We start from the raw sequence: 20,274 nt of genomic DNA, 5'->3' as shown, positions 1-20,274 counted from the left end.
CATGGCGAATAGCTGGTTAATCGGCATGGGCATGACCCTCGGTTTTCTGGTGTTCTTTGCGGGCTTGTGGCTGCTGGTTACAAAGTTGCTTGTGCGCATGTCGGGATGGGCGAAACTTGAAGAGGCTTTCCCAGATCAGCCTCATGACCGGGCAGTAGAAAAATGGTCGGCGGCCACTGGCACAATGGGTCGATCTGCCATTACTGGGGTCAACTTCCGCAACTGCTTGAGGGTGGAAGCTTGCGACTCGGGTTTGAGAATCAAGATATGGAAGATATTGGCGCCGTTCTCGGAGCCTATTTTCGTACCATGGTCACAGATTAGCGCGGAAGATGGAGCTCTCGGAACAACGTTATTGGGCTTAGGCAATCCGGAGAAGGGTTGCCTGAGAATTGGCGCTAAGTTTGGACGCAAACTCGAAGCCGCATCGCGCGGACAGTTCACCACGCTGGCTGGATAAACTGTTTAGCGTTCGCATCTTTGGTCCCGTCGTCTCAACCTACGTCCGCGTAGTCCAGATCGTTTGCGAGGAAGCGGGCCTCTCGCACGAAGTGGTCCCGACACCCGCACATGCGCCCTCCAATCGCCATCCCTTTGGCAAAGTACCGGTGGTAGAGATTGATGGGTTGGAGCTCTACGAAACGCACTCCATCGCGGCCTATATCGACAACGCGCATAATGGAGGTGCCTTGCAGCCCTCCGATCCGGCACAGCGCGCGGCTATGGAGCGGTGGATTTCGGTTGGTAATTCTTACCTGTTTCCGCTCTTTGAACGCGGCTTGGTGATGCCGTATATCATGCATCGCTATGCCAAGATGGACCTCGACAAAGCACGTATTTCCAAGGCCTTGCCTGATATTGCGAAGACGTTGTCCTTCATCGATCTGGAATTTCAGAAAGATGGTGCATGGACATCGGCTGGTTTCACGCTCGCCGATATCTTTCTCTATTGCATTCTTCGCGGTGTGGAATCGACGCCTGAAGGCAGTGCGGGAATGGCGCAGATGCCGGTGCTCCCGCTGTGGATGGCATCGTGCCGCGCGCGTCCCTCGATTGCCGCTACGGCATGGCCCGATGAGCCAGTTGCGACTGAAGGCTGACGAATTTCACCCTCGCAAGGCCGGTTTCAAAGCGCTACGCTCTTTCAAAGTTTAGGAGAGAACCATGAGCCAAGCTGTCTATGTCACCCGCGATAATCCTTCGAATGCCAAAACGGTCGACGTAGCTTCGGGTGCCTTGCCCGAGGGCGGTGTCCGGCTGAAGATCGAGAGTTTCGCGGTCACGGCCAACAATGTGACCTACGCAGTGGCGGGCGACCGGTTCGGCTATTGGAACTTCTTCCCTGCAGCGGACGATGACGGCATCGTGCCAATGTGGGGTCATGCGGTTGTCGAGGAATCGAACCATGAAGAATTCGCGGTGGGCGAGCGCGTCTATGGCTATATCCCCATGGGCACGCATTTGAATGTGATGCCGGGCAAAGTCACGCCGCATGGATTTGTCGATATGGCCGAGCACCGACAGCCGATGAGCCCGATCTACAACCAATATAGCCGCCTTTCTGCCGATCCTGAGCACGATCCCGCGAAAGAGTCGGAGCGGATGATCTTCGGCCCACTGTTCAAAACCGGTTTCCTGATCGAGAACTTTATGCGCCGTGAAGGTTGGTTTGGCGCGGAGGCGGTGATCCTGACCAGCGCCTCTTCCAAGACCGCGATGGGCCTTGCCAGTGTCACCAAAGACCGTTCGCCCGATACGCGCCGGATCGGCCTGACATCAGCAGGCAATGTCGCATTTGTACAAAAAACGGGTCTTTATCACGAAGTCGTCGCCTATGACGATGTTGGTTCATTGGCGCAAAACCCCAGCGTTACCGTCGATTTTGCCGGTAATGCCGGACTGCTCGCAGAATTGCACAACCACTTCGGAGACAATCTGAAATATTCATGCCTGGTGGGTGCAACGCATATCGAGGCGCGTGGCGGTGCGCTCGGCGGTCCTGCAAAGATGGCTGGCCCAGAGCCAATTCTGTTCTTCGCTCCCGATCATGCAGTCGCGCTGTTCAAAGATCTTGGCCACGAGGAAGCCGCGAAACAAGTTGCTGCCAGCTGGCACAAGTTCCTCGGCGATGTTGATGGCACGGTTCAAGTCGATATCCGCGAAGGCATTGATGCCGCGCGCGAAGCCTTTGTTACGATGATCGGTGGCAGCGTTGATCCTGCTCAAGGGATCGTGATCCAGCCGTAGCCGGGCGCGTTACTCGGCAGCCTCAGCCAGTTCCGCACGTTGCGGGCCTCGGATCAGGCCGCCGGGTGTTTCGCCGGTCCACTTGCCGCCTTTGAACGTGACTTTGCCGTTCTTGATTGTCGCGACATAGCCATCGGCCTTCTGCAGTAAGCGCTTGCCGCCCGCAGGCAGATCGAAAGCGAGCCATGGCTTGCCAAGCTTGATAGCATCAAAATCGATGATGTTGAGATCGGCCATATAGCCCGGCGCGATGATTCCGCGATCTTCCAGACCGTATAGCCGCGCGGTGTCCCAGCATTGGCGCTTGATCGCGTTTTCCAGCGTAATCCGGTCGCCGCGTTTCCGGTCGCGGACCCAATGTTCCAGCATGAAGGTCGGGCTGGCCGCGTCACAAATGGTGCCGCAATGCGCGCCACCATCGGATAGCGAGTTCACGGTGTCGTCGCTGTGCTGCAACGGGTGAAGGAAATCGAGATTGCCCTCTGCATAGTTCAAAATCGGCAGATATATGAAACCTTTGCCATCGTCGGCGCAGAGCATGTCATACGCATATTCCTGCGGATCGACACCCTTCGCGTTGCCGCGCGCATTGACGCTGGCGGTTTCGTCCGGCTCGTAATCGAAATCCGGATCCATCTCATATTGCAGCGCCCACCCTTGGGTGATGACCATCACCACCGGCAGGATATCCTGCGGCGCTTCGGAGTAATCGTTGGCCTCTGACAGGAGCTGTTTCTTGAATTCCGGATCCAGCAGCTTCGGCTTTTGCTCTTCCCATGGAAGATCGGCAATTGCCTGCCAGCTCGGGCGGTAGACAAATGGGTTTACCGTGCCCTGCCACGCCATGATGATACCGTTCCCGCGCAACGCAATTTGAGCGACAATATTGGCACCATTGTCGTTCTGCGCGCGCATCGTTTCGATCTGCTCCTTGAGTGGCATTTCCTTGGCGATGGATTCCAGCGCGGCGAAAGTCACGGGCAGGCCGGTTTCGCGGCTGAGATCGCCCATCCATTCAAATTCGTTCCAGTCACGCTGCAAATCGCTGGCCATTTCAAACACGCCATGACCCACGCGGCCCATTGCACGGCCGATTTTGACAAGCTCGTCCGCTGTGGCGGTTGTCCCGGGAACCAACTCGCCCTCGACAGATTTGTGCAAAACGGTGCGGCTGGTCGAGAACCCTAGAGCACCCGCGCGGACGCCTTCCTCGACGATTTCGGACATCTTGGCAATATCATCGTCGGTCGGGACAGCGCCGGGCTGCTCGCGATCCTCCAGCACATAGGCGCGCACTGCGCCGTGCGGGACATGGGTGCCGATATCGACAGTGCGGGGTAACTTCTCCAGCGCGTCGAGATATTCGGGGAAGGTTTCCCAATCCCACGTGATACCTTCGGCCAAAGCAGTGCCAGGAATGTCCTCGACGCCTTCCATCAAGCTGATCAGCCATTCGTGGCGATCAGGTTTGGCAGGCGCGAAGCCAACGCCGCAATTGCCCATCACGACGGTTGTTACGCCGTGCCAGCTAGAAGGGGCCATCTCCTGATCCCATGTGGCTTGGCCGTCATAATGCGTGTGGATGTCGACGAAGCCCGGTGTGACCAGATTGCCCCCGGCGTCGATTTCTTCCGCTGCATCGCCGCGCACTTCACCGACTTGCGCAATAAGCCCGTCCTTGATCGCTACATCGCCGGTGAAACGAGCGTCTCCGGTTCCATCAACGATGGTTCCATTGCGGATGATCATATCAAATGCGGGCATCGGGTCTCTCCGTTCAATTTCTATTTGAGACTGATTTAGCATATTCGAAATGACATCGCTATGGTGCGCTCATGACAGAGATATTGAGCTGGGAACCCGACGCCGGAAACGGGATCACAATTGATTGGGTGGAGGCGAATGGCATCCGCTTTGAAGTCGCTCAGGCCGGGCAGGGGGATCGGCTTGCCCTGTGCCTGCACGGCTTCCCGGAACTGCATTACAGTTGGCGGTACCAGATGCCGATGCTCGCTGAGATGGGCTACCGGGTATGGGCGCCCAACATGCGCGGCTATGGCGGGACAACCCGGCCCGAAGGTGTTGAGAATTACCGGCTCGACACGCTGGCGCAGGATGTTGCGGCATTGATCGATGTCAGCGGCGCGAAGGAAGTCACGCTGATTGCGCATGATTGGGGTGCGATTGTTGCTTGGCACTTTGCCATTAAGAAACTGCGTCCGCTGGCAAAACTCATCATCTTGAACGTACCGCATCCGAAATGCGGGCAGCGGGAAATCAAGAAATGGCGGCAGTTGAAGAAGAGCTGGTATGTGTTTTTCTTCCAGTTGCCATGGTTGCCAGAGAAGTTGCTCGGGCGTGCCGGCGCGGCACCCATTGCACGCGTGTTTCGTGATTCCGCAGTGAACAAAGAACGGTTTAGTAGCGCAGAGCTGAAGCCCTATCGCGAGGCCGCGCAAAAGGGCGGGGCCCTGACGGCCATGTTTAACTATTACAGAGCCTTACTGCGTATGCCTGACCGGAAAGGGATGGGTGATGGGATCGTCGAAACGCCGACGCTCATTCTGTGGGGCGAACAGGACATTGCTCTCGATATTCACCTACTCGACGGCACTGAAAAATATGTCCCGAATGTGACGATAAGGCGCTTCCCAGATGCATCGCATTGGGTGCAGCAGGATATTCCCGATGAGATTAACGACGCGATGAAGGAATGGCTCACTCGATAGATCACCAAGCAGATATGCGCACTGTCATTTGATTGAGATATTGTGCATCTAGTGACGCTCAACAGTCACGGAGCCCGAACCCGTCATGAAGACCGCTTTGAAGTCGACAACTCTGTCAAGCATCGCATCCGTATGCTTGCTTGCAACGGCCAGCACCGGTGTGGCCCAAGACCCCGCTCCGCAATGGCGCATCGATGTTGGGAGCAACCTATCGGATACGCTCGATTGCTTTGAGGCTGAGGAAAAAACGTTGATCTCTGCGCATCGCGGCGGCCCATCGGCGGGTCTGCCCGAGAATGCGATCGAAACAATGGATGCTGTCCTCACCGCCATTCCGGCTATCATGGAGTTTGACGTCGCGGCCAGCAGCGACGGTGTGCATTATCTCATGCACGACCGCACGCTCGATCGGACGACGACCGGCACCGGCAACGCAGATGAATTGGAATGGAGCGCGATTTCCCAGCTGCGTTTGGTCGATGCCGATGGTTGGGTGACTCCCTACTTGGTCCCGACACTTGAGGCAGCGTTGAATTGGGCAAAGGATCGCACAGTCGTTCAGATCGATTTCAAGCGTTCGGCATCTTATGAACGCGTTATCGATCTCGTTCGCCAAACCGGCACAGAACAGCGCGTCATCCTAATCGCCTATTCTGTCGCAGCTGCCGCCAAAATGCACGAACTAGCGCCGGAAATGCTTATCTCGCTATCGCTGCAGCGCCCGGGCGCTTTGGATGAGGCGGTTGCGGCGGGTATTCCCGCAGATCGGTTGGTTGCATTTACCGGCACGCGTTTGGCTCGACCTGATCTGTATTCCAATCTGGATTCTCAGGATGTCGAGGTAATTTTCGGTACGCTGGGCGGGCGGCAGTCGCTCGACAAAGTGTTTGCCCGCATGGGCACTGATGAGCGCTATGCCGAGCTAAGCGAGCAAGGCGTCGACATCATAGCGACAGATCGTCCGCGAGCGGCAGCGGTTGCTTTGAAAGGGGCTGGAAGGCTCCCTGAAGCAGGGCAGTGCGGCGTGAGCCGTTAGTGGCCTGCTTTGATCATCGCTTCGATATCGACGAATTTTTCGCGCGGTGATCCGTCGCGCGCGGCGGCGGCTTCTGCCTCTTCGATTTTCTTCCAGTCCTGGAATGTAACGATGTCGAGATCGCGCTCTTTGGCGAGCGCATCGAATCCTTCGCGACCCGCTTTGCCCACACGGCCCAATGCGCCGCTTTCGATGTCCTCGGCGATTTTCTCGACCAAGGCATAGCCATCGGGTCGGTTTGTACCGATGGTGCCCGATGGGCCGCGCCGTGCCCAGCCAACGCAATAAAGGCCGGTCAGAATACGGCCTGCGTCATTGGCAAAACGGCCTGCGCGTTCGTCAAACGGAATGCCGGGGATCGGCGATGTGCGGTAGCCGATGCAGGCGACCACGACGTCTGCTGGTATCGAGTAGGTGGTGCCGGTTCCAACAGCCTTGCCATTCTCGATCTGTGTTTCTTCGACCGTGACTGAAGCGACTTTGCCATCGCCCACAATCGCGGTCGGGTTGGCGAAAAAATCGAATTCGACTTCTACGGCCTTCTCGGCGTGCATGTCCTCGGGGATCGCGGCGAAGCTGCGCAGGTGAGCCACCGATTTACGGATGCCAGGCTCCAAAATCGCGTCATCAGCTTCTTCAGGCAAATCATTGCGGTCTACGCGGGGTGATGCGCGTTCGAGATTGCCCAACTCACCGAGCTCTTTGGGTGTCATCATGATCTGATGAGGTCCGCGGCGTCCGAGGATAGTGATCTTTGCAAGGCCAGAGTTCTTCAACGCATCGAGTGCATGTGCAACGATATCGCTTCCGGCAAATTCCGCCTCGGTCTTGGCCAGAATTCTTGCCACGTCGAGCGCAACATTACCCATTCCGATCACAACAGCGTTCTTGCCGGATAGATCGGGAGAAAGTTGCGCGAACTCAGGATGGCCGTTGTACCAGCCGACAAAGTCTGCGCTGCCGAAGACGTTACCTAGACCTTCGCCATCCAGACCAAGTTGCCGATCGTTGGGTGCCCCAGTGGCCATCACTACCGCATCGTAAAGCTCTTGCAGCTCGGCTATGGAGAGATCGATGCCTATGGCGACATTGCCGACAAAGCGGACATTGTCGGTCAGTGCGGTCTTCTCATATCGCCGCGCCACGCTTTTAATCGATTGGTGATCGGGCGCGACGCCGGTGCGGATTAATCCGTAAGGAACGGGCAACTTGTCGAAAACATCGACTTGGACATCATCGCCCCACTGCTTCTGTGCTGCTTCGGCGGTGTAGTAACCCGCCGGACCTGAGCCAATAATCGCGATATGCCGCATGCTGTCCCCTCCGGACTATTACGCTGCTGCTGCTGCTGAGAGCTCCGTTTCCTCCGGTGCATCGAGGAAATCGGTGATCGCGGCGACGCTTTCATCCTTGTGACTGAGCAGAAACAGATGCCCTCCGCCTTCCATCACGATCAGCTCGCTATTGGGAATGAGCGTCTTGAGGAACTTACCATTGGCCAGTGGGACAATCTGATCATCGTCGCCCATCAGGATGAGCGTTTCCTTGCGCATAAAGGGCAGAACAGGCGCACTGGTCCAGCCAAGCATTGCAAGAAGCTGATACATATAGCCGCGCGGGCTGGGCGGGGTGAGGCGTGACATATGGCCACCTTTGCCTTCGGTGCCATCAAGCGCACCGCCATAAAGCGTTTCAAAATGCTGCGCCATATAGTCGGCATCGACATAGCGGCGCGGGTTGGCCATCTTGGTCAGTGCCGCCGGGTTGCCCGGAACCATCAGCATGCCCGCGCTGGTTGCGATGAGCACCAGGCGCCTGGTACGTCCGGGATGTTGGATGGCGAAATGCTGCGCCATACCGCCACCCCAGCTGATACCCATGACATCAACCACATCGAGATCGAAACGGTCCAGCACTTGCGTCGCCGTCCACGCCATCGTAACAATGGTATAAGGGATTATCGGATCAGGCGAGCCACCCGTTCCCGGCATATCGAACATGATGAATGCACGGTCGCTCATAGCTTCGGCCAGAGGAGCAACCGCTTCGATATTCGCGCCGATGCCGTTGAAAAACAGAACCGGTGGGTGATCGCTGGGCTCGTCAAGCCGCCAGCGCGCTATACGCAGATCGCGGCCACCAACATTTTCAATCGAGATTTCGGCCGAGGCCATAGGATCGCTCAAGCGAAATTCCTTTAATAATTCAGATGGATCAGTCGACTTCTTCAGACACGTAGAGGCCTGGAGCAGGGTCGAGTGGTTTGTATTTTGCATTGCCAAGCTTCTTCGGCGCAGGCTTGATCTTGCCGGCGCGTGCTTGAACCCATTCGGCCCAATACGGCCACCAGCTGCCGGCAACCTCTTCGGTTCCTGGTAGCCATTCATCCGCAGTTTCCGGCAGCTTGCCGTTCTTCTTCTGGACGAAATATTTGGCTTTTGGATTACCGGGGGGATTCAAGATTGCTTGCATGTGACCAGACTGGCTGAGCACGTAAGTAACGTTCTTGGAGCCAAACAATTGGGTTGAACGATAGGTCGCTTTCCAAGGTGTGATGTGATCGGTGACCCCGCCAAGGATGAACAAATCGCTCTTCACTTTTGACAGATCGACCATGTGATCGACCATCTCCACTTCGCCCTGACGAGCGAAGGCCAGGGTCTCAAACGCGGTCAGGAAATCACCCATCAGGCTTGCCGAGAGGTTGGTTGCATCGGCATTCCAGAACAGGACATCAAATGCTGGCGGATCGTCGCCGAGTAGATAGTTGTTGATGACGTAGTTCCAGATCAGATCATTTGGCCGCAACCACGCGAACCCGCGTGCAAGATCATCGCCTTTGATTACGCCCTTTTTGGCGGCGCGCTGGCGAGCGAGTTGCATGCCGTTTTCACTCACCAGAGAGCCGGCTTCAATGTCGTTCTGTTTCGGGTGAAGGACGCATACCATCAGCGTCAGCGCGCCGAGGAGATCATCTTTATCAGACGCCATCTTACTGGCGAGCATCGCGGCGGTTTGTCCACCCGAACAACCCGCAGACACATTGACCTTTTTAGCGCCTGTGATGGCCGCAACGGCTTCCATCGCCTCGCGACATGACTTCACATAGTCGGTCATGTTCCAATGACCCTGTTCCTTCGATGGATTACGCCACGAGATTACGAAGGTTTGGATCTTGTTATCGGTTTGCCACTTGATCACCGATTTCTCTGGCGAGAGATCGTTGATGTACATCTTGTTGATCTGTGGCGGGATTGTCAGTTGCGGGATCTCATGCACTTCGTCCGTAGTCGGAGCATAATGGATCAATTCCATCATTTCCGTGCGCAGAACCACAGAGCCTTTCGACGTTGCAACGTTCTCACCCAGCTTGAACGGGCGCTTATCCACCTGGCTGACCATGCCCTTGTTGTGGACCATGTCGTTAAAGGCGTTTTTGAGACCCTTAACGAGACTGAGGCCGCCGCTATCGACGAGCCGTTTTTGCGCGGTAGGATTACCAATCAGCGTGTTGGTCGGCGCCAGACCGTCGATGATAATATTGGAGATGAAATTGGCGCGATCGCGTTCCAGATCGTCTAACTCAAGATCGCCCAACCAATTGCTCATGCCCTTTTGCACGGCGAGATAATATTGCGCACCAGCACGGAAGAACGGGTTGTATTGCCATGCCGGGTCTTTGAAGCGTTTGTCACGCGGATCGGGCGCAAGATCGGACTTGCCGGTCATGATTTTGATCATGTCCTGGCCCATTTCCTGAGCATGCTTCATCGAACGCATCGGGTCTGAAGCTGTTTCGCGGAGAAGGAGGGCGATTGCGCCTACGAAATCTTCACGGGCCAACCCGATCATCGGGCCTAATGCGGTGGTCGATTGCGCTGCTTCGTCTTCCAGCTTGGTGCCGTCAGCCATGTGCTCTCCTGATACGCTTTTCTGTTTCCGGTTTCATGCACCGCAGGCTTGCGAATGGCAAGCAGGGGGCCAAAAATGCCTCGAATTTGGGTGGATGGTTAACGCTTTTTCAAAGGGATGAGCGCATGGCGATGTCATGGGCATAGTTGAGCCACAACGACGAGTATCAGACGAAAATTCCAGCGCGCGCTCCGACGCGCCCTTTCGTGTGCGCGAAGTCCATGATGATGAGAACCTCGTTGAGCAATCAGAAACCCTTCAGAAAGAGCGCCGCGATGGCGTTCAACGCCGTGTAATCGCTCAGCGCGCCGGCCGCATTTCAGACCGCTCAACCAAGTTTAGGATGCACGTTCTGCCTATCGATTGGTGGTTGATGGCGATCCTAATAGCCTCGACGGTATTGGTCGCGGCGATATTTGCCCAATCGCTGCCGCCTTGGCCCGTGTTGCTCAGCGCGGTGGTATCGCTGGGAGTTTGCTACGGAGCGCGCGAGATTGCGCTTAGGGAACGGATCCGCGAGGAAAACACGCTCACGTTGGAGGCTTTCGCATGGCTTGCGATAGTTATTCCAATGGCCTGCGTGGGTTTCAATCTCAGCTACTGGGTGATGTACGACACTCTGACTTGGCCTTGGGCTATGGCCGGATTGGTCTGTGCTGGCGCGTTGGCGGGAAGCTTGCTGTCGGGCCGCATTGTCCAACAGTTTGTTGCCCAGTTCTTCTGCTGGATTCCTGTGGCCGCGGTAGAGGGTAGTCGCACTTCGTTTTTGGGAATTACCGCTGCCGCACTGGCGATGATTGTGGTTGGTTACCATCAATCGATCATCAGCCGAAAGCGCAACGAAAAGCAGCAGGCACGTGAACGCGAACGCAACCGGGCTGAGGATATTCTTCGTGACTATGAGGAGACCGGTCAGGGGTGGTTTTGGGAAACCGATCGACGCGGCTTGCTAACATACCTATCACCTTCGGTGATCGATGTGCTGGATAAGCCCGAAGACGAAGTGCTCGGGCGAAGTCTCACAGATCTGTTCGACCTCGGTGAAGAAAATCGAGAAGGTGAGCGGACGCTTTCGTTTCACCTGTCTTCACGTTCGTCATTTCAGGAATTGGGTGTCCGCTCCGCCGCAGCCAGCGAGGAGCGGTGGTGGTCGATCAATGGCCGTCCCGCCTATGACAATTTTCACAATTTCGTTGGTTTTCGCGGCTCGGGCACTGATCTGACCGAGAAGAAGCGAAGCGAAGAGAACGTCAATCGTTTGGCGCAGTTTGACTCGCTGACCGGCCTCGCCAACCGCTTCCAGACGCAGCAAACACTGCAGAAGATATTGAGTTCTCCATTGGAACAGCAGCGCGCATGCGCAGTGCTTTTGCTCGATCTCGACCGGTTCAAGCACGTTAATGATACGCTTGGCCATCCCGCAGGTGATGCGCTGTTGAAGCAAGTTGCAGAACGCTTGAAGAGTACTGTCGGGAAGAATGGCCAAGTGGGCCGCCTGGGCGGAGACGAGTTCAAAGTCATCACGCCCGGCGCAGTTGATCGCGAAGAGCTTGGCCAATTGGCTCACGAAATTATTCACTCGCTGTCACAGCCGTACTCTATCGAGGGGCAACGTGTTGTTATCGGTGCATCAATCGGGATCGCGATCGCGCCGAATGATGGTGTGACCAGCGAGTCGTTGATCCGCAATGCGGACCTATCGCTTTACGCCGCCAAAGATGGTGGTCGTGGTCGATATCACTTCTACTCGAATGATCTGCACGCGGCCGCGGAGGAACGCGCCCAGCTCGAGGAAGACCTTCGCGACGCCATCTCGCAGGGTGGACTGGAATTATATTACCAGCCGGTGATTTACGCGCATGATGAGACGATCTCTGGATTCGAGGCACTATTGCGCTGGAACCACCCGACGAAGGGCTGGCTGTCGCCCGCAAAATTTATACCGGTTGCAGAGGATTCCGGCCTGATCTCTGCCATCGGAGAATGGGCTATACGCGCTGCTTGCGATGATCTGGCCAGTTGGCCGGAAAATGTTCGCTGTGCGGTCAATGTATCACCATTGCAATTTGCCAATCCTCAATTGCCGACAGTTATTACCAGTGCCATCGCACATACTGGGATTGACCCGTCGCGTCTTGAACTCGAAATCACGGAAAGCGTCTTCTTGAACGATGATGACGGTACGGATGCGATGTTCGCTGCTTTGAAGCGGGTTGGCGTGCGGCTCGCCTTGGATGATTTCGGTACGGGGTATTCGTCACTTGGCTATCTGAAAAAAGCGCCGTTCGACAAGATCAAGATCGACCAGAGCTTTGTTCGCGGTGCGACCAAGCCGGGTAGCCGCAACGGTGCGATTATCGCATCCATCACCAGCCTCGCCGAGGCATTGGGTATGGATACCACCGCTGAAGGCGTGGAGACTATGGACGAGCTGGAACTCGTGCGTTCGCTAGGTTGTAGCCATATCCAGGGGTATATTTACTCGAAGGCTCTCAGCGGAGAGGCCGCTTTGGAACGCTTGAAGCAGGGTATGAATATGGTTGCGAAAGGACCGCGGTCCGCACGTGCTTTCCGGCAGAAGATGCTGCGCAAGGTTGTGCTCAGCCACGAAGACCAAATGTATGACGGCGCAATCCGCAATATGGCTGCTGGTGGGGCCATGGTTGAAGGATTGTGGAACGTGCCTGTGGGCACAGTATTCAAGGTGGCCATCTCGAAGAAACTGATCGTCACCGCAAAAACGATTTGGAGTGAGGACAATCGCATGGGTATCCAATTTGAAACACCCGTTGATATGGACTCGCCCGACCTGAGGTCGACGGCCTCACCAACGCAGAATGGATTTGGAAATGTGAGGAAGCAAGCATGACTTGCAGCGTTTCCAGAAGTGGGGGCCTATGATGGCTAAAGGCGGATTTCTCTCTCGTTTGGGCAGCAGCAATGATGTTGAGCCCGAAGTCGAACCAATGTCGTTGCCGATCGGCAAGGATGACATGCAGCAGCGGCTCGAATTGCTCGACAATTTCGAGAATTTGCAGCTCGGTTGGTTCTGGGCGACTGATGCAAAGGGTTGCCTTATCTACCTGTCGGAAAGTGCCGCCGGTGCGCTGGGTAGTGACAGTGCGTCCCTTCTTGGCCGGCAACTGACCAGCTTGTTTATTCCGGACAAGAATGACGATCCGGAGAAGTCGGAGCGTCCCCTTCCGTTTCTCATCAGCGCCCGCAACTCATTCGCCGATCTGTCCGCCAGGATCAATATCGGGGATGGCGAAGCGGAAACCTGGTGGTCGATCTCTGGCAAGCCGCAGTTCGACGATGAAAATGAATTCATGGGCTACCGTGGCGGTGCCAAGGATATCACTTCGGTTCGGCAACGGGATCTGGATGCATCCCGCCTTGCCAAATTTGACACACTTACTGGGTTGGCGAACCGACACAGCATGGAAAAGCGCCTGTCGACTACGCTGGTCGCATATCAAGCTGCGAAGCGAAGTTGCGCGCTGATGATGCTCGATCTCGACCGATTTAAGCAAGTCAACGATACGCTTGGACATCCGGCTGGTGACGAACTGCTGAAGCAAGTCGCCCAGCGCCTTAAAGCTATTATTGGCGAGCAAGGCATAATTGGGCGCTTGGGAGGCGATGAATTTCAAATTATGCTGCCCGACGTTGATGACCGCGGTAAATTGGGTGACCTTGCTCATCGGGTTATCCAGATGGTTTCACAACCCTATTCGATCGACGGTAGTCGCGCGATTATCGGAACCTCAATCGGCGTTGCGATTGCTCCCTATGATGGTCTTGAAGCCGGTGAACTTGTTAGTGCTGCTGATTTGGCTCTCTACGCTGCAAAGGGCGGCGGTCGCGGCCAATTCCGCTTCTACTCGAGCGATCTGAAAGACGGTGCAAAACTGCGTAAGCAGATCGAGGAAGACCTCCGCGATGCGTTGCATCAAGATCAGTTGGAGCTGCACTATCAGCCGTTGATCCTACCCAAAACAAAAGCTCCAAAAGGTTTCGAAGCCTTGATGCGGTGGAACCATCCGGAGCAGGGTTGGATCAGCCCCGGGCAGTTTATCCCTATTGCTGAGGAAACCAGCATCATTGCCGATATCGGTGAGTGGGCGCTGATGCGGGCTTGCCGCGATGCCAAAGAGTGGCCGCCAGGAACGCGTGTCGCGGTAAACGTTTCGGCTGTCCAATTCGCCAATGAGGACTTTCCGCGAATCGTCGAACGCGCACTGCAGAACTCCGGATTGGAACCTGACCGGTTAGAGCTCGAGATTACCGAGAGCGTCTTCATGGGTGATCCACACGCAACCAGCCGGATGTTCAAACAGCTGAAGCAATTGGGTGTGCGCCTGGCGCTGGATGATTTTGGCACGGGTTACTCGTCGCTGGGTTACTTGCGCGATGCGCCGTTCGATAAGATTAAGATCGATCAGAGCTTCGTTCGTGGTTCAACAGTTGAGGGGAACAATAACGCGGCAATTATCACTGCTGTGGTTAGCCTGGCACGTGCTCTTAACATGGATACCGTGGCAGAGGGCGTAGAGTCTCTAGACGAGCTTGAATTGGTCACGAAGCTTGGCGCTGATCAAATTCAAGGCTTCATCTTTTCTAGAGCAATCGCTCAGGAAGATGTGCTTGCGCGCTTTGAAAGCGGCGACTTGGCATTTGATGCGGTTGGACCTGCTAAGCATAGGGCGGATCGGAAGACAGTGTACCGCAGAATTGGCGTAATTCACGAGGACCACCGCTATAGCTCGGTAATGCGCAACGTTTCGGTTACCGGCGCGATGATCGAAGGGATTTTGAATATTCCCAAAGGCACCAAACTGGTGATCGACTTGGGCGAAGGCCAGTTGGCAGTAGCCACTGTAAGACGGTCAAAAGATGCTGTTCAGGGCCTTGAGTTTGAAACGCCGCTTGTCAGCGACGGAGCGGACGGATTGTGCACACGCCACCGGGTCTCGCCATACTCGCTGGCCGCTGCTGGCATGCCATTGGCAGCGCTTCCTCCGGGCAATTATCCGTTGGTCAATAATCAAAGCGCCGATGGTTCACCGACCCGGCCGATGTTTATGGAATTGGATATGAAGCAGCATAAGACCTGATCAAAAATGCTGTCCTACAGCTATTCATGCTGACATAGCTAACTACTGCCGCTAGTTGCGGGGGTGATGACTGACCTTTCCAAGATCCGCAACTTTTCGATTATTGCCCATATCGACCATGGCAAGTCGACGCTCGCTGACCGGCTAATCCAACATACGGGCGGCCTGAGTGAGCGCGAGATGTCCGAGCAAGTCCTTGATAATATGGACATTGAGAAGGAGCGCGGGATCACCATCAAGGCGCAGACCGTGCGTCTCGATTACACCGCGAAGGATGGCGAAACTTATCAGCTCAATCTGATGGACACCCCCGGCCACGTCGACTTTGCTTACGAAGTTTCGCGCTCTCTAGCCGCATGCGAAGGTGCTCTCCTCGTCGTGGACGCGGCCCAGGGCGTCGAGGCGCAAACGCTCGCCAATGTCTACCAGTCGATCGAGCACGACCACGAAATCGTCCCCGTCATCAACAAAATTGACCTTCCCGCTGCGGAACCCGAGCAAGTCCGCGCCGAAATCGAAGACGTTATCGGCCTCGACGCATCCGAAGCCGTCCTGGCCTCCGCAAAATCGGGCATCGGGATCGAGGATATCCTCGAACAAGTCGTCGCCAAAATCCCCTCTCCCAAGGGCGACCGCGACGCCCCGCTCAAGGCCTCGCTCGTCGATAGCTGGTACGATCCCTATCTCGGCGTGGTCATCCTCGTCCGCGTGATCGACGGCGTCATCAAAAAGGGCCTGAACGTCAAATTCATGGTCGGCGAGACCGAGCATCTGATCGACCGCGTCGGCTGCATGCGCCCCAAGATCGAACAGCTTCCAGAACTCGGCCCCGGCGAAATCGGCTTTATCACCGCGCAAATCAAGGAAGTCGAACAGGCCCGCGTGGGTGACACGATCACCACCGTCAAAGGCGGCGCGACCGAGCCTCTGCCCGGCTATAAGGAAGTCCAGTCGGTGGTCTTCTGCGGCATGTTCCCTGTCGACGCCGCCGATTTCGAGAAACTGCGCGAAAGCATCGCCAAACTCCGCCTCAACGATGCCAGCTTCACTTTCGAGACCGAAAGCAGCGCCGCACTGGGCTTCGGCTTCCGCTGCGGCTTCCTCGGCCTGCTGCACTTGGAGATCATTCAGGAACGGCTGACCCGCGAATATGATCTGGACCTGATCACCACCGCGCCCTCGGTCGTTTACCGCATCCAGATGGGCAAATCGAAGACCGAGCCTGCGGGCGAGCTGATGCTGCACAACCCCGCCGATTACCCCGATCCCAGCCGGATCGATGTGATCGAGGAGCCGTGGATCAAGGCGGTGATCTACACCCCCGATGACTATCTCGGCAGCATTCTGAAACTGTGTCAGGACCGGCGCGGCATCCAGTCCGACCTGACCTATGTCGGCGGCCGCGCGCAGGTGACCTACGAATTGCCGCTCAACGAAGTGGTGTTCGATTTCTACGACCGCCTGAAAAGCATTTCACGCGGCTATGCCAGCTTCGATTACGAGCAAATCGGCCTGCGTCAGGGCGACCTGGTGAAGATGAGCATTCTGGTGAATAACGAGCCGGTCGACGCACTCAGCATGATCGTCCACCGCGACGTTGCCGAGGCGAGGGGCCGCGGCATGTGCGAACGCCTAAAAGACCTAATCCCGCGCCACCTCTTCAAAATCCCCGTGCAAGCCGCCATCGGCGGCAAAGTCATCGCCCGCGAAACGATCAGCGCGATGCGCAAAGACGTGACCGCAAAATGCTACGGCGGCGATATTTCGCGGAAGAAGAAACTTCTGGAAAAGCAGAAGAAGGGTAAGGCGAAGATGCGGGAGTATGGTAACGTAAGTATTCCTCAAGAAGCGTTTATTGCGGCGCTAAGGATGGGGGAGGAGTAAAGTTCTTCAGCCATTTCGCATTTTTACAACGGAACACTAGCCCTGAACAAAGCCTGTTAATTAATTCAAAGTACTTGGTATTGCGAAACTAACATTTTCTAACCTATGGCAGATCTTTGTAGCATTGCTCAACGAGGTTGGTTTGGAAAAAATTCTTTGCGAAGACGTCTATCCGGGAAATACAGCTGCCTATGAACGGCTTCTTGGAAGAAAGAAGCGTGGCGATCTCACCGGATTTACTGGTGCAGGAGTTTCCATACCTCTCGCGCCTTCTTGGACCGGTTTGCTTTCAAAAATGGTTGCTGAGGCTCGTTCCGACGGTTCTCTGTTGGCATCAGAGGAGCAGGACTTACTCGCTCAAATTGACACGGACCCTCTCGAAACAGCGCAGATCTTGGAGGAAAAGTGTGGGACTGAAATTTTTAGATCAAGACTAAGTGAGATATTCGACTTCAAGGGCGATTGCACGCCGACTCATGAGCTAATAGTTGGGTTGCACCTCCAAGGCTTGGTGACGCTGAACTATGACCAAGGACTTTCTGTGGCTTACACTAGGGCAACGCACAGGCTTCCGCGAGTATTCCGGTCTGACGAGACCTTTGAAATTGCCAAGTGGTTTCATTCCGATGATTTTAGTTCTGATGCGCTACCGATCTTGCATTGGCATGGTTCATTCTCTGCGCCTGACAGATTGATTTTCACCAGTGAAGATTATGGCAAGTTTTACTCGGCGCCAGAAAACATTCGCAATATTGAAGAGGTGTGGAAGAATCGCAGGCTACTAATAGTTGGCTTCGGCTGGTCTGATCCATTCTTGACGAGGATTGCGGATAATCTCTTGCGCAATGCACCGATTGAGGCGAGGCATTTCGCCATAGTTGGGGTGCCAGATCAAAGCGTTTCGACACTGAGGCGGCAGACCTTTGTTAAGAGGTATCGCGCCGAACCTATTTTCTATCAGATCGATCAAGAGGCGAGCGATGGTGGCCACCGGAAATTAACACAAATTCTTGCGGCGCTTGCGGACGAAGGTAAGGGACAAGCGGAAGATGAGCATTATGTTGAAGTTGCGGAGCACCTAGTCGAATCAACAGCAGCCGTAGATGAGAGAGTCAAGGCGGCCAAGAACGAGTTAGAAGCAGGACTTTTTTTAACGCCTGAAGGGGTGCCGCTATACGTCGAACCTGAGCTTTCGGAGCCAAGTACGTTTGAAGGCGGGCAATTGGCGCAAGGTGCTATTACGAGCGTTGAAGACGTTGCGCAGAGTGACAAATCGTATCTCATTGCGTGTCCGCACGAATACGGAGGCTCAACCTTAGCAAAAAGACTGAGGTATGAAATCGCACTACGTGGAAATGAGTCTTGCTTAGAGAGCTCCGGAGGGCTTCCTAATTACAGCGCTAAGCTCAAGAGCCATAAGATATTCGATAGCACGAACGGGGCGACTTTAATTCTTGATGACTTTCACCCGGTAGAACATGAAAGGTTGATCAACGAGTTGTCAAAAAGTGGCCATTTCTCGCGCTTCATTTTGATCTGCGGAACAGGTAGCTCAGGTTTCTCAACCATAGAGGAGGCTGAACTTCCGTTTTCTCATGTACATTTGCTTCTTGATCAATTGGGGCGGTCGTCAATTCGCAGATTTGCGACGTTGCTATATGACACTAGAGATAATGATCTAATCAGCTCTGCGGTGGAGAAAACATACTCCGATCTTTTAGAATTATGCATCCCGTTGACGCCAGCAAATGTGCTGATGTACCTGCGCGTTATATATCGAGAAGGGGCTTTTATCCCTTTGAACAGACTGCAGATAACAGATAGATACATAAGAGAACTCTTGCAAAGACCGAGTGATATTTACTCAGAAACTCTCAGTGTAGATCATAAGATCGATATACTCGCCGAATTTGTCTATAATTTGTTCGACAAGGGTTTGACTGCTTTCACGGAGCGAGACTGGGCTGATTTTTGCCGAAACGAGATGGCAAGATCGCTATCGGACTTTGATCATGAAGAACTGTTTCGCGATTTGAGGCGGAGTCGATTTATCTATAACTTTAAGGGGGTTTACTACTTCAAATTCAAGCTATTTTACGCCTATTTTGTAGGTCAATACATCGTCCAACGAAAGGAGCTTTTGCATGCGGAAATTGCTTCAGGGCGACACATCGCTCTCGATGGTTTGGTTGAGGTCGTCGCTGGCTTGAGCAAAGACAATACTGCACTTTGCACCGATCTTATACAACGTTTGGAGACAGCAAATGCGGATTTTTATGCGTCCTATCAATTGCGAAATATCGACCCCTATAGGTTACTAGAGTGGGTTTCAGACGAGAAAGAGCAAGGTGAAGTATGGACGCCAATCGCAGATGAACTCGCCAACGGTCCCGCGCCAGACGATAAGGTTGACAAGCTAAAGCGATCTATCGTTGCAGAGCAGCGAACGGTCGATCAGACGGTTATGATCCGCGAATTTTCCGAGATTGAACAGACGGCTTCGTTTAATCAAGCCAAATTGATTCAAGCGTTAGTCGAGTCTCGCAACCTAAGTGGCGAGCTGAAGTTGCGTGCAATGGATGCAATTTACGAAACTTACAAAATCAATATGCGAGTAGGCGTGGTATTCGCCCCAATTATTGCCACAAGGAAGTATTTCGTTTGGAATAACATGGCGTTCGTTAATAACCTGAATTATGATGTGAATTCTGACGGAGACTTGGAAAAAAAGACGCAGAAAGTTCTAAGCGCAATGCCAATGGCGGTCGTTACGAATGCTGCAAATAAGATCGGCACCAAGTCACTTGGCGAGGTATTCAAGAGCGTGTCGAAAGATCGAAACGATGGCGATTTCCTTAGCTATTTGAACTTCTCTTGTTTGATAAGATCAAAGCCCAATAACTGGGATGTCTTTGCGATTGACAAAATCTCAAAAACAGACAGAAAAGCGCTGTATTTGCGTTACAAATTGCTATCTGCGATGGCCCAATTTCGCCAAGAAGTTAACACCGGGCGAGACCGAGCAAAGCTTAAGAGGATTGTGGCTTCGGTCCAGGCGAAGAGAATATTCGGAAAAGAGAACCCGTCCAATGCGATGATCGCGAAGGCCGAGGTTGCGATGGATGAAGAGGCATTCCTTGAAGAAGACTCTTCTGTTGACAAGTATGAAAAGTAGCGATTGTTGATGCTCTGACCACTTGCGAACCCGCTAGTCGCGTTTGGTTCGATGGGTAAGGTCTATTAGGAACTTCGTTTGCGTGCAATGGCGGTAGCTTTTGCCCGATGGGTGAATGCGGGTCTTCCTCTCTTGAAAAGTTTGGCAGGTGACGTTGGGTCATTTGGAGGTTCC

At 54.5% G+C, this 20,274-nt stretch carries 13 protein-coding genes; 9 read left to right on the top strand and 4 right to left on the bottom strand.

Annotation, left to right across the window (positions count from 1 at the left end; all coding sequences use genetic code 11):
* The first annotated feature begins 1 nt into the window (after position 1).
* The 3 genes from J9777_RS05960 to J9777_RS05950 all read left to right on the top strand — a co-directional run bounded on the left by J9777_RS05960 (position 2) and on the right by J9777_RS05950 (position 2,247).
* Complete coding sequence (locus J9777_RS05960; protein ID WP_209347832.1) at positions 2-460, top strand: hypothetical protein; 459 nt, start codon at positions 2-4, stop codon at positions 458-460.
* Positions 405-1,100 carry a glutathione S-transferase family protein gene (locus J9777_RS05955; RefSeq protein ID WP_209347831.1) on the top strand — a complete coding sequence of 232 codons (696 nt, stop codon included), beginning with the start codon at positions 405-407 and terminating at the stop codon, positions 1,098-1,100. Before J9777_RS05960 ends, J9777_RS05955 begins: the two co-directional genes overlap by 56 nt.
* Positions 1,101-1,164: 64 nt before the next feature.
* Positions 1,165-2,247 (top strand): DUF2855 family protein, encoded by a 1,083-nt coding sequence (locus tag J9777_RS05950; protein WP_209347830.1) that lies wholly within the window; start codon positions 1,165-1,167, stop codon positions 2,245-2,247.
* Positions 2,248-2,256: 9 nt separating this feature from the next.
* On the opposite strand, the gene J9777_RS05945 is transcribed toward J9777_RS05950, so the two are convergent.
* Complete coding sequence (locus tag J9777_RS05945; RefSeq protein ID WP_209347829.1) at positions 2,257-4,011, bottom strand: D-aminoacylase; 1,755 nt, start codon at positions 4,009-4,011, stop codon at positions 2,257-2,259.
* Positions 4,012-4,082: 71 nt separating this feature from the next.
* On the opposite strand from J9777_RS05945, the gene J9777_RS05940 reads away from it, so the two are divergent.
* Complete coding sequence (locus tag J9777_RS05940; RefSeq protein ID WP_209347828.1) at positions 4,083-4,976, top strand: alpha/beta fold hydrolase; 894 nt, start codon at positions 4,083-4,085, stop codon at positions 4,974-4,976.
* 85 nt (positions 4,977-5,061) lie between these two features.
* On the top strand, positions 5,062-6,012 hold the full coding sequence (locus J9777_RS05935) for a glycerophosphodiester phosphodiesterase family protein (protein ID WP_209347827.1): 951 nt from the start codon (positions 5,062-5,064) through the stop codon (positions 6,010-6,012).
* Here J9777_RS05935 and J9777_RS05930 read toward each other — a convergent pair.
* The 3 genes from J9777_RS05930 to J9777_RS05920 are packed head-to-tail and all read right to left on the bottom strand — an operon-like array spanning position 6,009 to position 9,924.
* Positions 6,009-7,325: an FAD-dependent oxidoreductase gene (locus J9777_RS05930; RefSeq protein WP_209347826.1), complete on the bottom strand. Its 1,317-nt coding sequence runs from the start codon at positions 7,323-7,325 to the stop codon at positions 6,009-6,011. The genes J9777_RS05935 and J9777_RS05930 overlap by 4 nt on opposite strands.
* A gap of 18 nt (positions 7,326-7,343) precedes the next feature.
* Positions 7,344-8,198, bottom strand: coding sequence for an alpha/beta fold hydrolase (locus J9777_RS05925; RefSeq protein WP_245228520.1), 855 nt, complete (start codon positions 8,196-8,198; stop codon positions 7,344-7,346).
* A 28-nt stretch (positions 8,199-8,226) separates the two neighbouring features.
* The gene (locus J9777_RS05920) at positions 8,227-9,924 is read right to left on the bottom strand and encodes an alpha/beta fold hydrolase (protein ID WP_209347825.1); all 1,698 of its coding nucleotides are present in this window, start codon (positions 9,922-9,924) and stop codon (positions 8,227-8,229) included.
* A 136-nt stretch (positions 9,925-10,060) separates the two neighbouring features.
* Between J9777_RS05920 and J9777_RS05915 the strand changes: the two genes are divergently transcribed.
* The 4 genes from J9777_RS05915 to J9777_RS05900 all read left to right on the top strand — a co-directional run bounded on the left by J9777_RS05915 (position 10,061) and on the right by J9777_RS05900 (position 20,100).
* Positions 10,061-12,793: an EAL domain-containing protein gene (locus J9777_RS05915; protein ID WP_245228519.1), complete on the top strand. Its 2,733-nt coding sequence runs from the start codon at positions 10,061-10,063 to the stop codon at positions 12,791-12,793.
* Between the two features lie 28 nt (positions 12,794-12,821).
* Positions 12,822-15,041 carry an EAL domain-containing protein gene (locus tag J9777_RS05910; RefSeq protein WP_245228518.1) on the top strand — a complete coding sequence of 740 codons (2,220 nt, stop codon included), beginning with the start codon at positions 12,822-12,824 and terminating at the stop codon, positions 15,039-15,041.
* Between the two features lie 66 nt (positions 15,042-15,107).
* Positions 15,108-16,925: a translation elongation factor 4 gene (gene lepA, locus J9777_RS05905; protein WP_209347824.1), complete on the top strand. Its 1,818-nt coding sequence runs from the start codon at positions 15,108-15,110 to the stop codon at positions 16,923-16,925.
* Between the two features lie 142 nt (positions 16,926-17,067).
* Positions 17,068-20,100, top strand: a complete 3,033-nt coding sequence (locus J9777_RS05900) for an SIR2 family protein (protein ID WP_209347823.1) — start codon at positions 17,068-17,070, stop codon at positions 20,098-20,100.
* Positions 20,101-20,274: the final 174 nt, after the last annotated feature.

Origin of the sequence: Pontixanthobacter sp. CEM42, from assembly GCF_017812015.1 — a bacterium.
Taxonomy (GTDB): Bacteria; Pseudomonadota; Alphaproteobacteria; order Sphingomonadales; family Sphingomonadaceae; genus Pontixanthobacter.
This window is presented reverse-complemented; position numbering and strand designations above follow the sequence as displayed.

Bases quoted from the DNA above. Each gene is read 5' to 3' on its own strand.
- J9777_RS05960 (WP_209347832.1), top strand. From the start codon at position 2: ATGGCGAATAGCTGGTTAATCGGCATGGGCATGACCCTCGGTTTTCTG.
- J9777_RS05950 (WP_209347830.1), top strand. From the start codon at position 1,165: ATGAGCCAAGCTGTCTATGTCACCCGCGATAATCCTTCGAATGCCAAA.
- J9777_RS05945 (WP_209347829.1), bottom strand. From the start codon at position 4,011: ATGCCCGCATTTGATATGATCATCCGCAATGGAACCATCGTTGATGGA.
- J9777_RS05940 (WP_209347828.1), top strand. From the start codon at position 4,083: ATGACAGAGATATTGAGCTGGGAACCCGACGCCGGAAACGGGATCACA.
- J9777_RS05935 (WP_209347827.1), top strand. From the start codon at position 5,062: ATGAAGACCGCTTTGAAGTCGACAACTCTGTCAAGCATCGCATCCGTA.
- J9777_RS05930 (WP_209347826.1), bottom strand. From the start codon at position 7,325: ATGCGGCATATCGCGATTATTGGCTCAGGTCCGGCGGGTTACTACACC.
- J9777_RS05920 (WP_209347825.1), bottom strand. From the start codon at position 9,924: ATGGCTGACGGCACCAAGCTGGAAGACGAAGCAGCGCAATCGACCACC.
- J9777_RS05915 (WP_245228519.1), top strand. From the start codon at position 10,061: ATGGGCATAGTTGAGCCACAACGACGAGTATCAGACGAAAATTCCAGC.
- J9777_RS05910 (WP_245228518.1), top strand. From the start codon at position 12,822: ATGATGGCTAAAGGCGGATTTCTCTCTCGTTTGGGCAGCAGCAATGAT.
- lepA (WP_209347824.1), top strand. From the start codon at position 15,108: ATGACTGACCTTTCCAAGATCCGCAACTTTTCGATTATTGCCCATATC.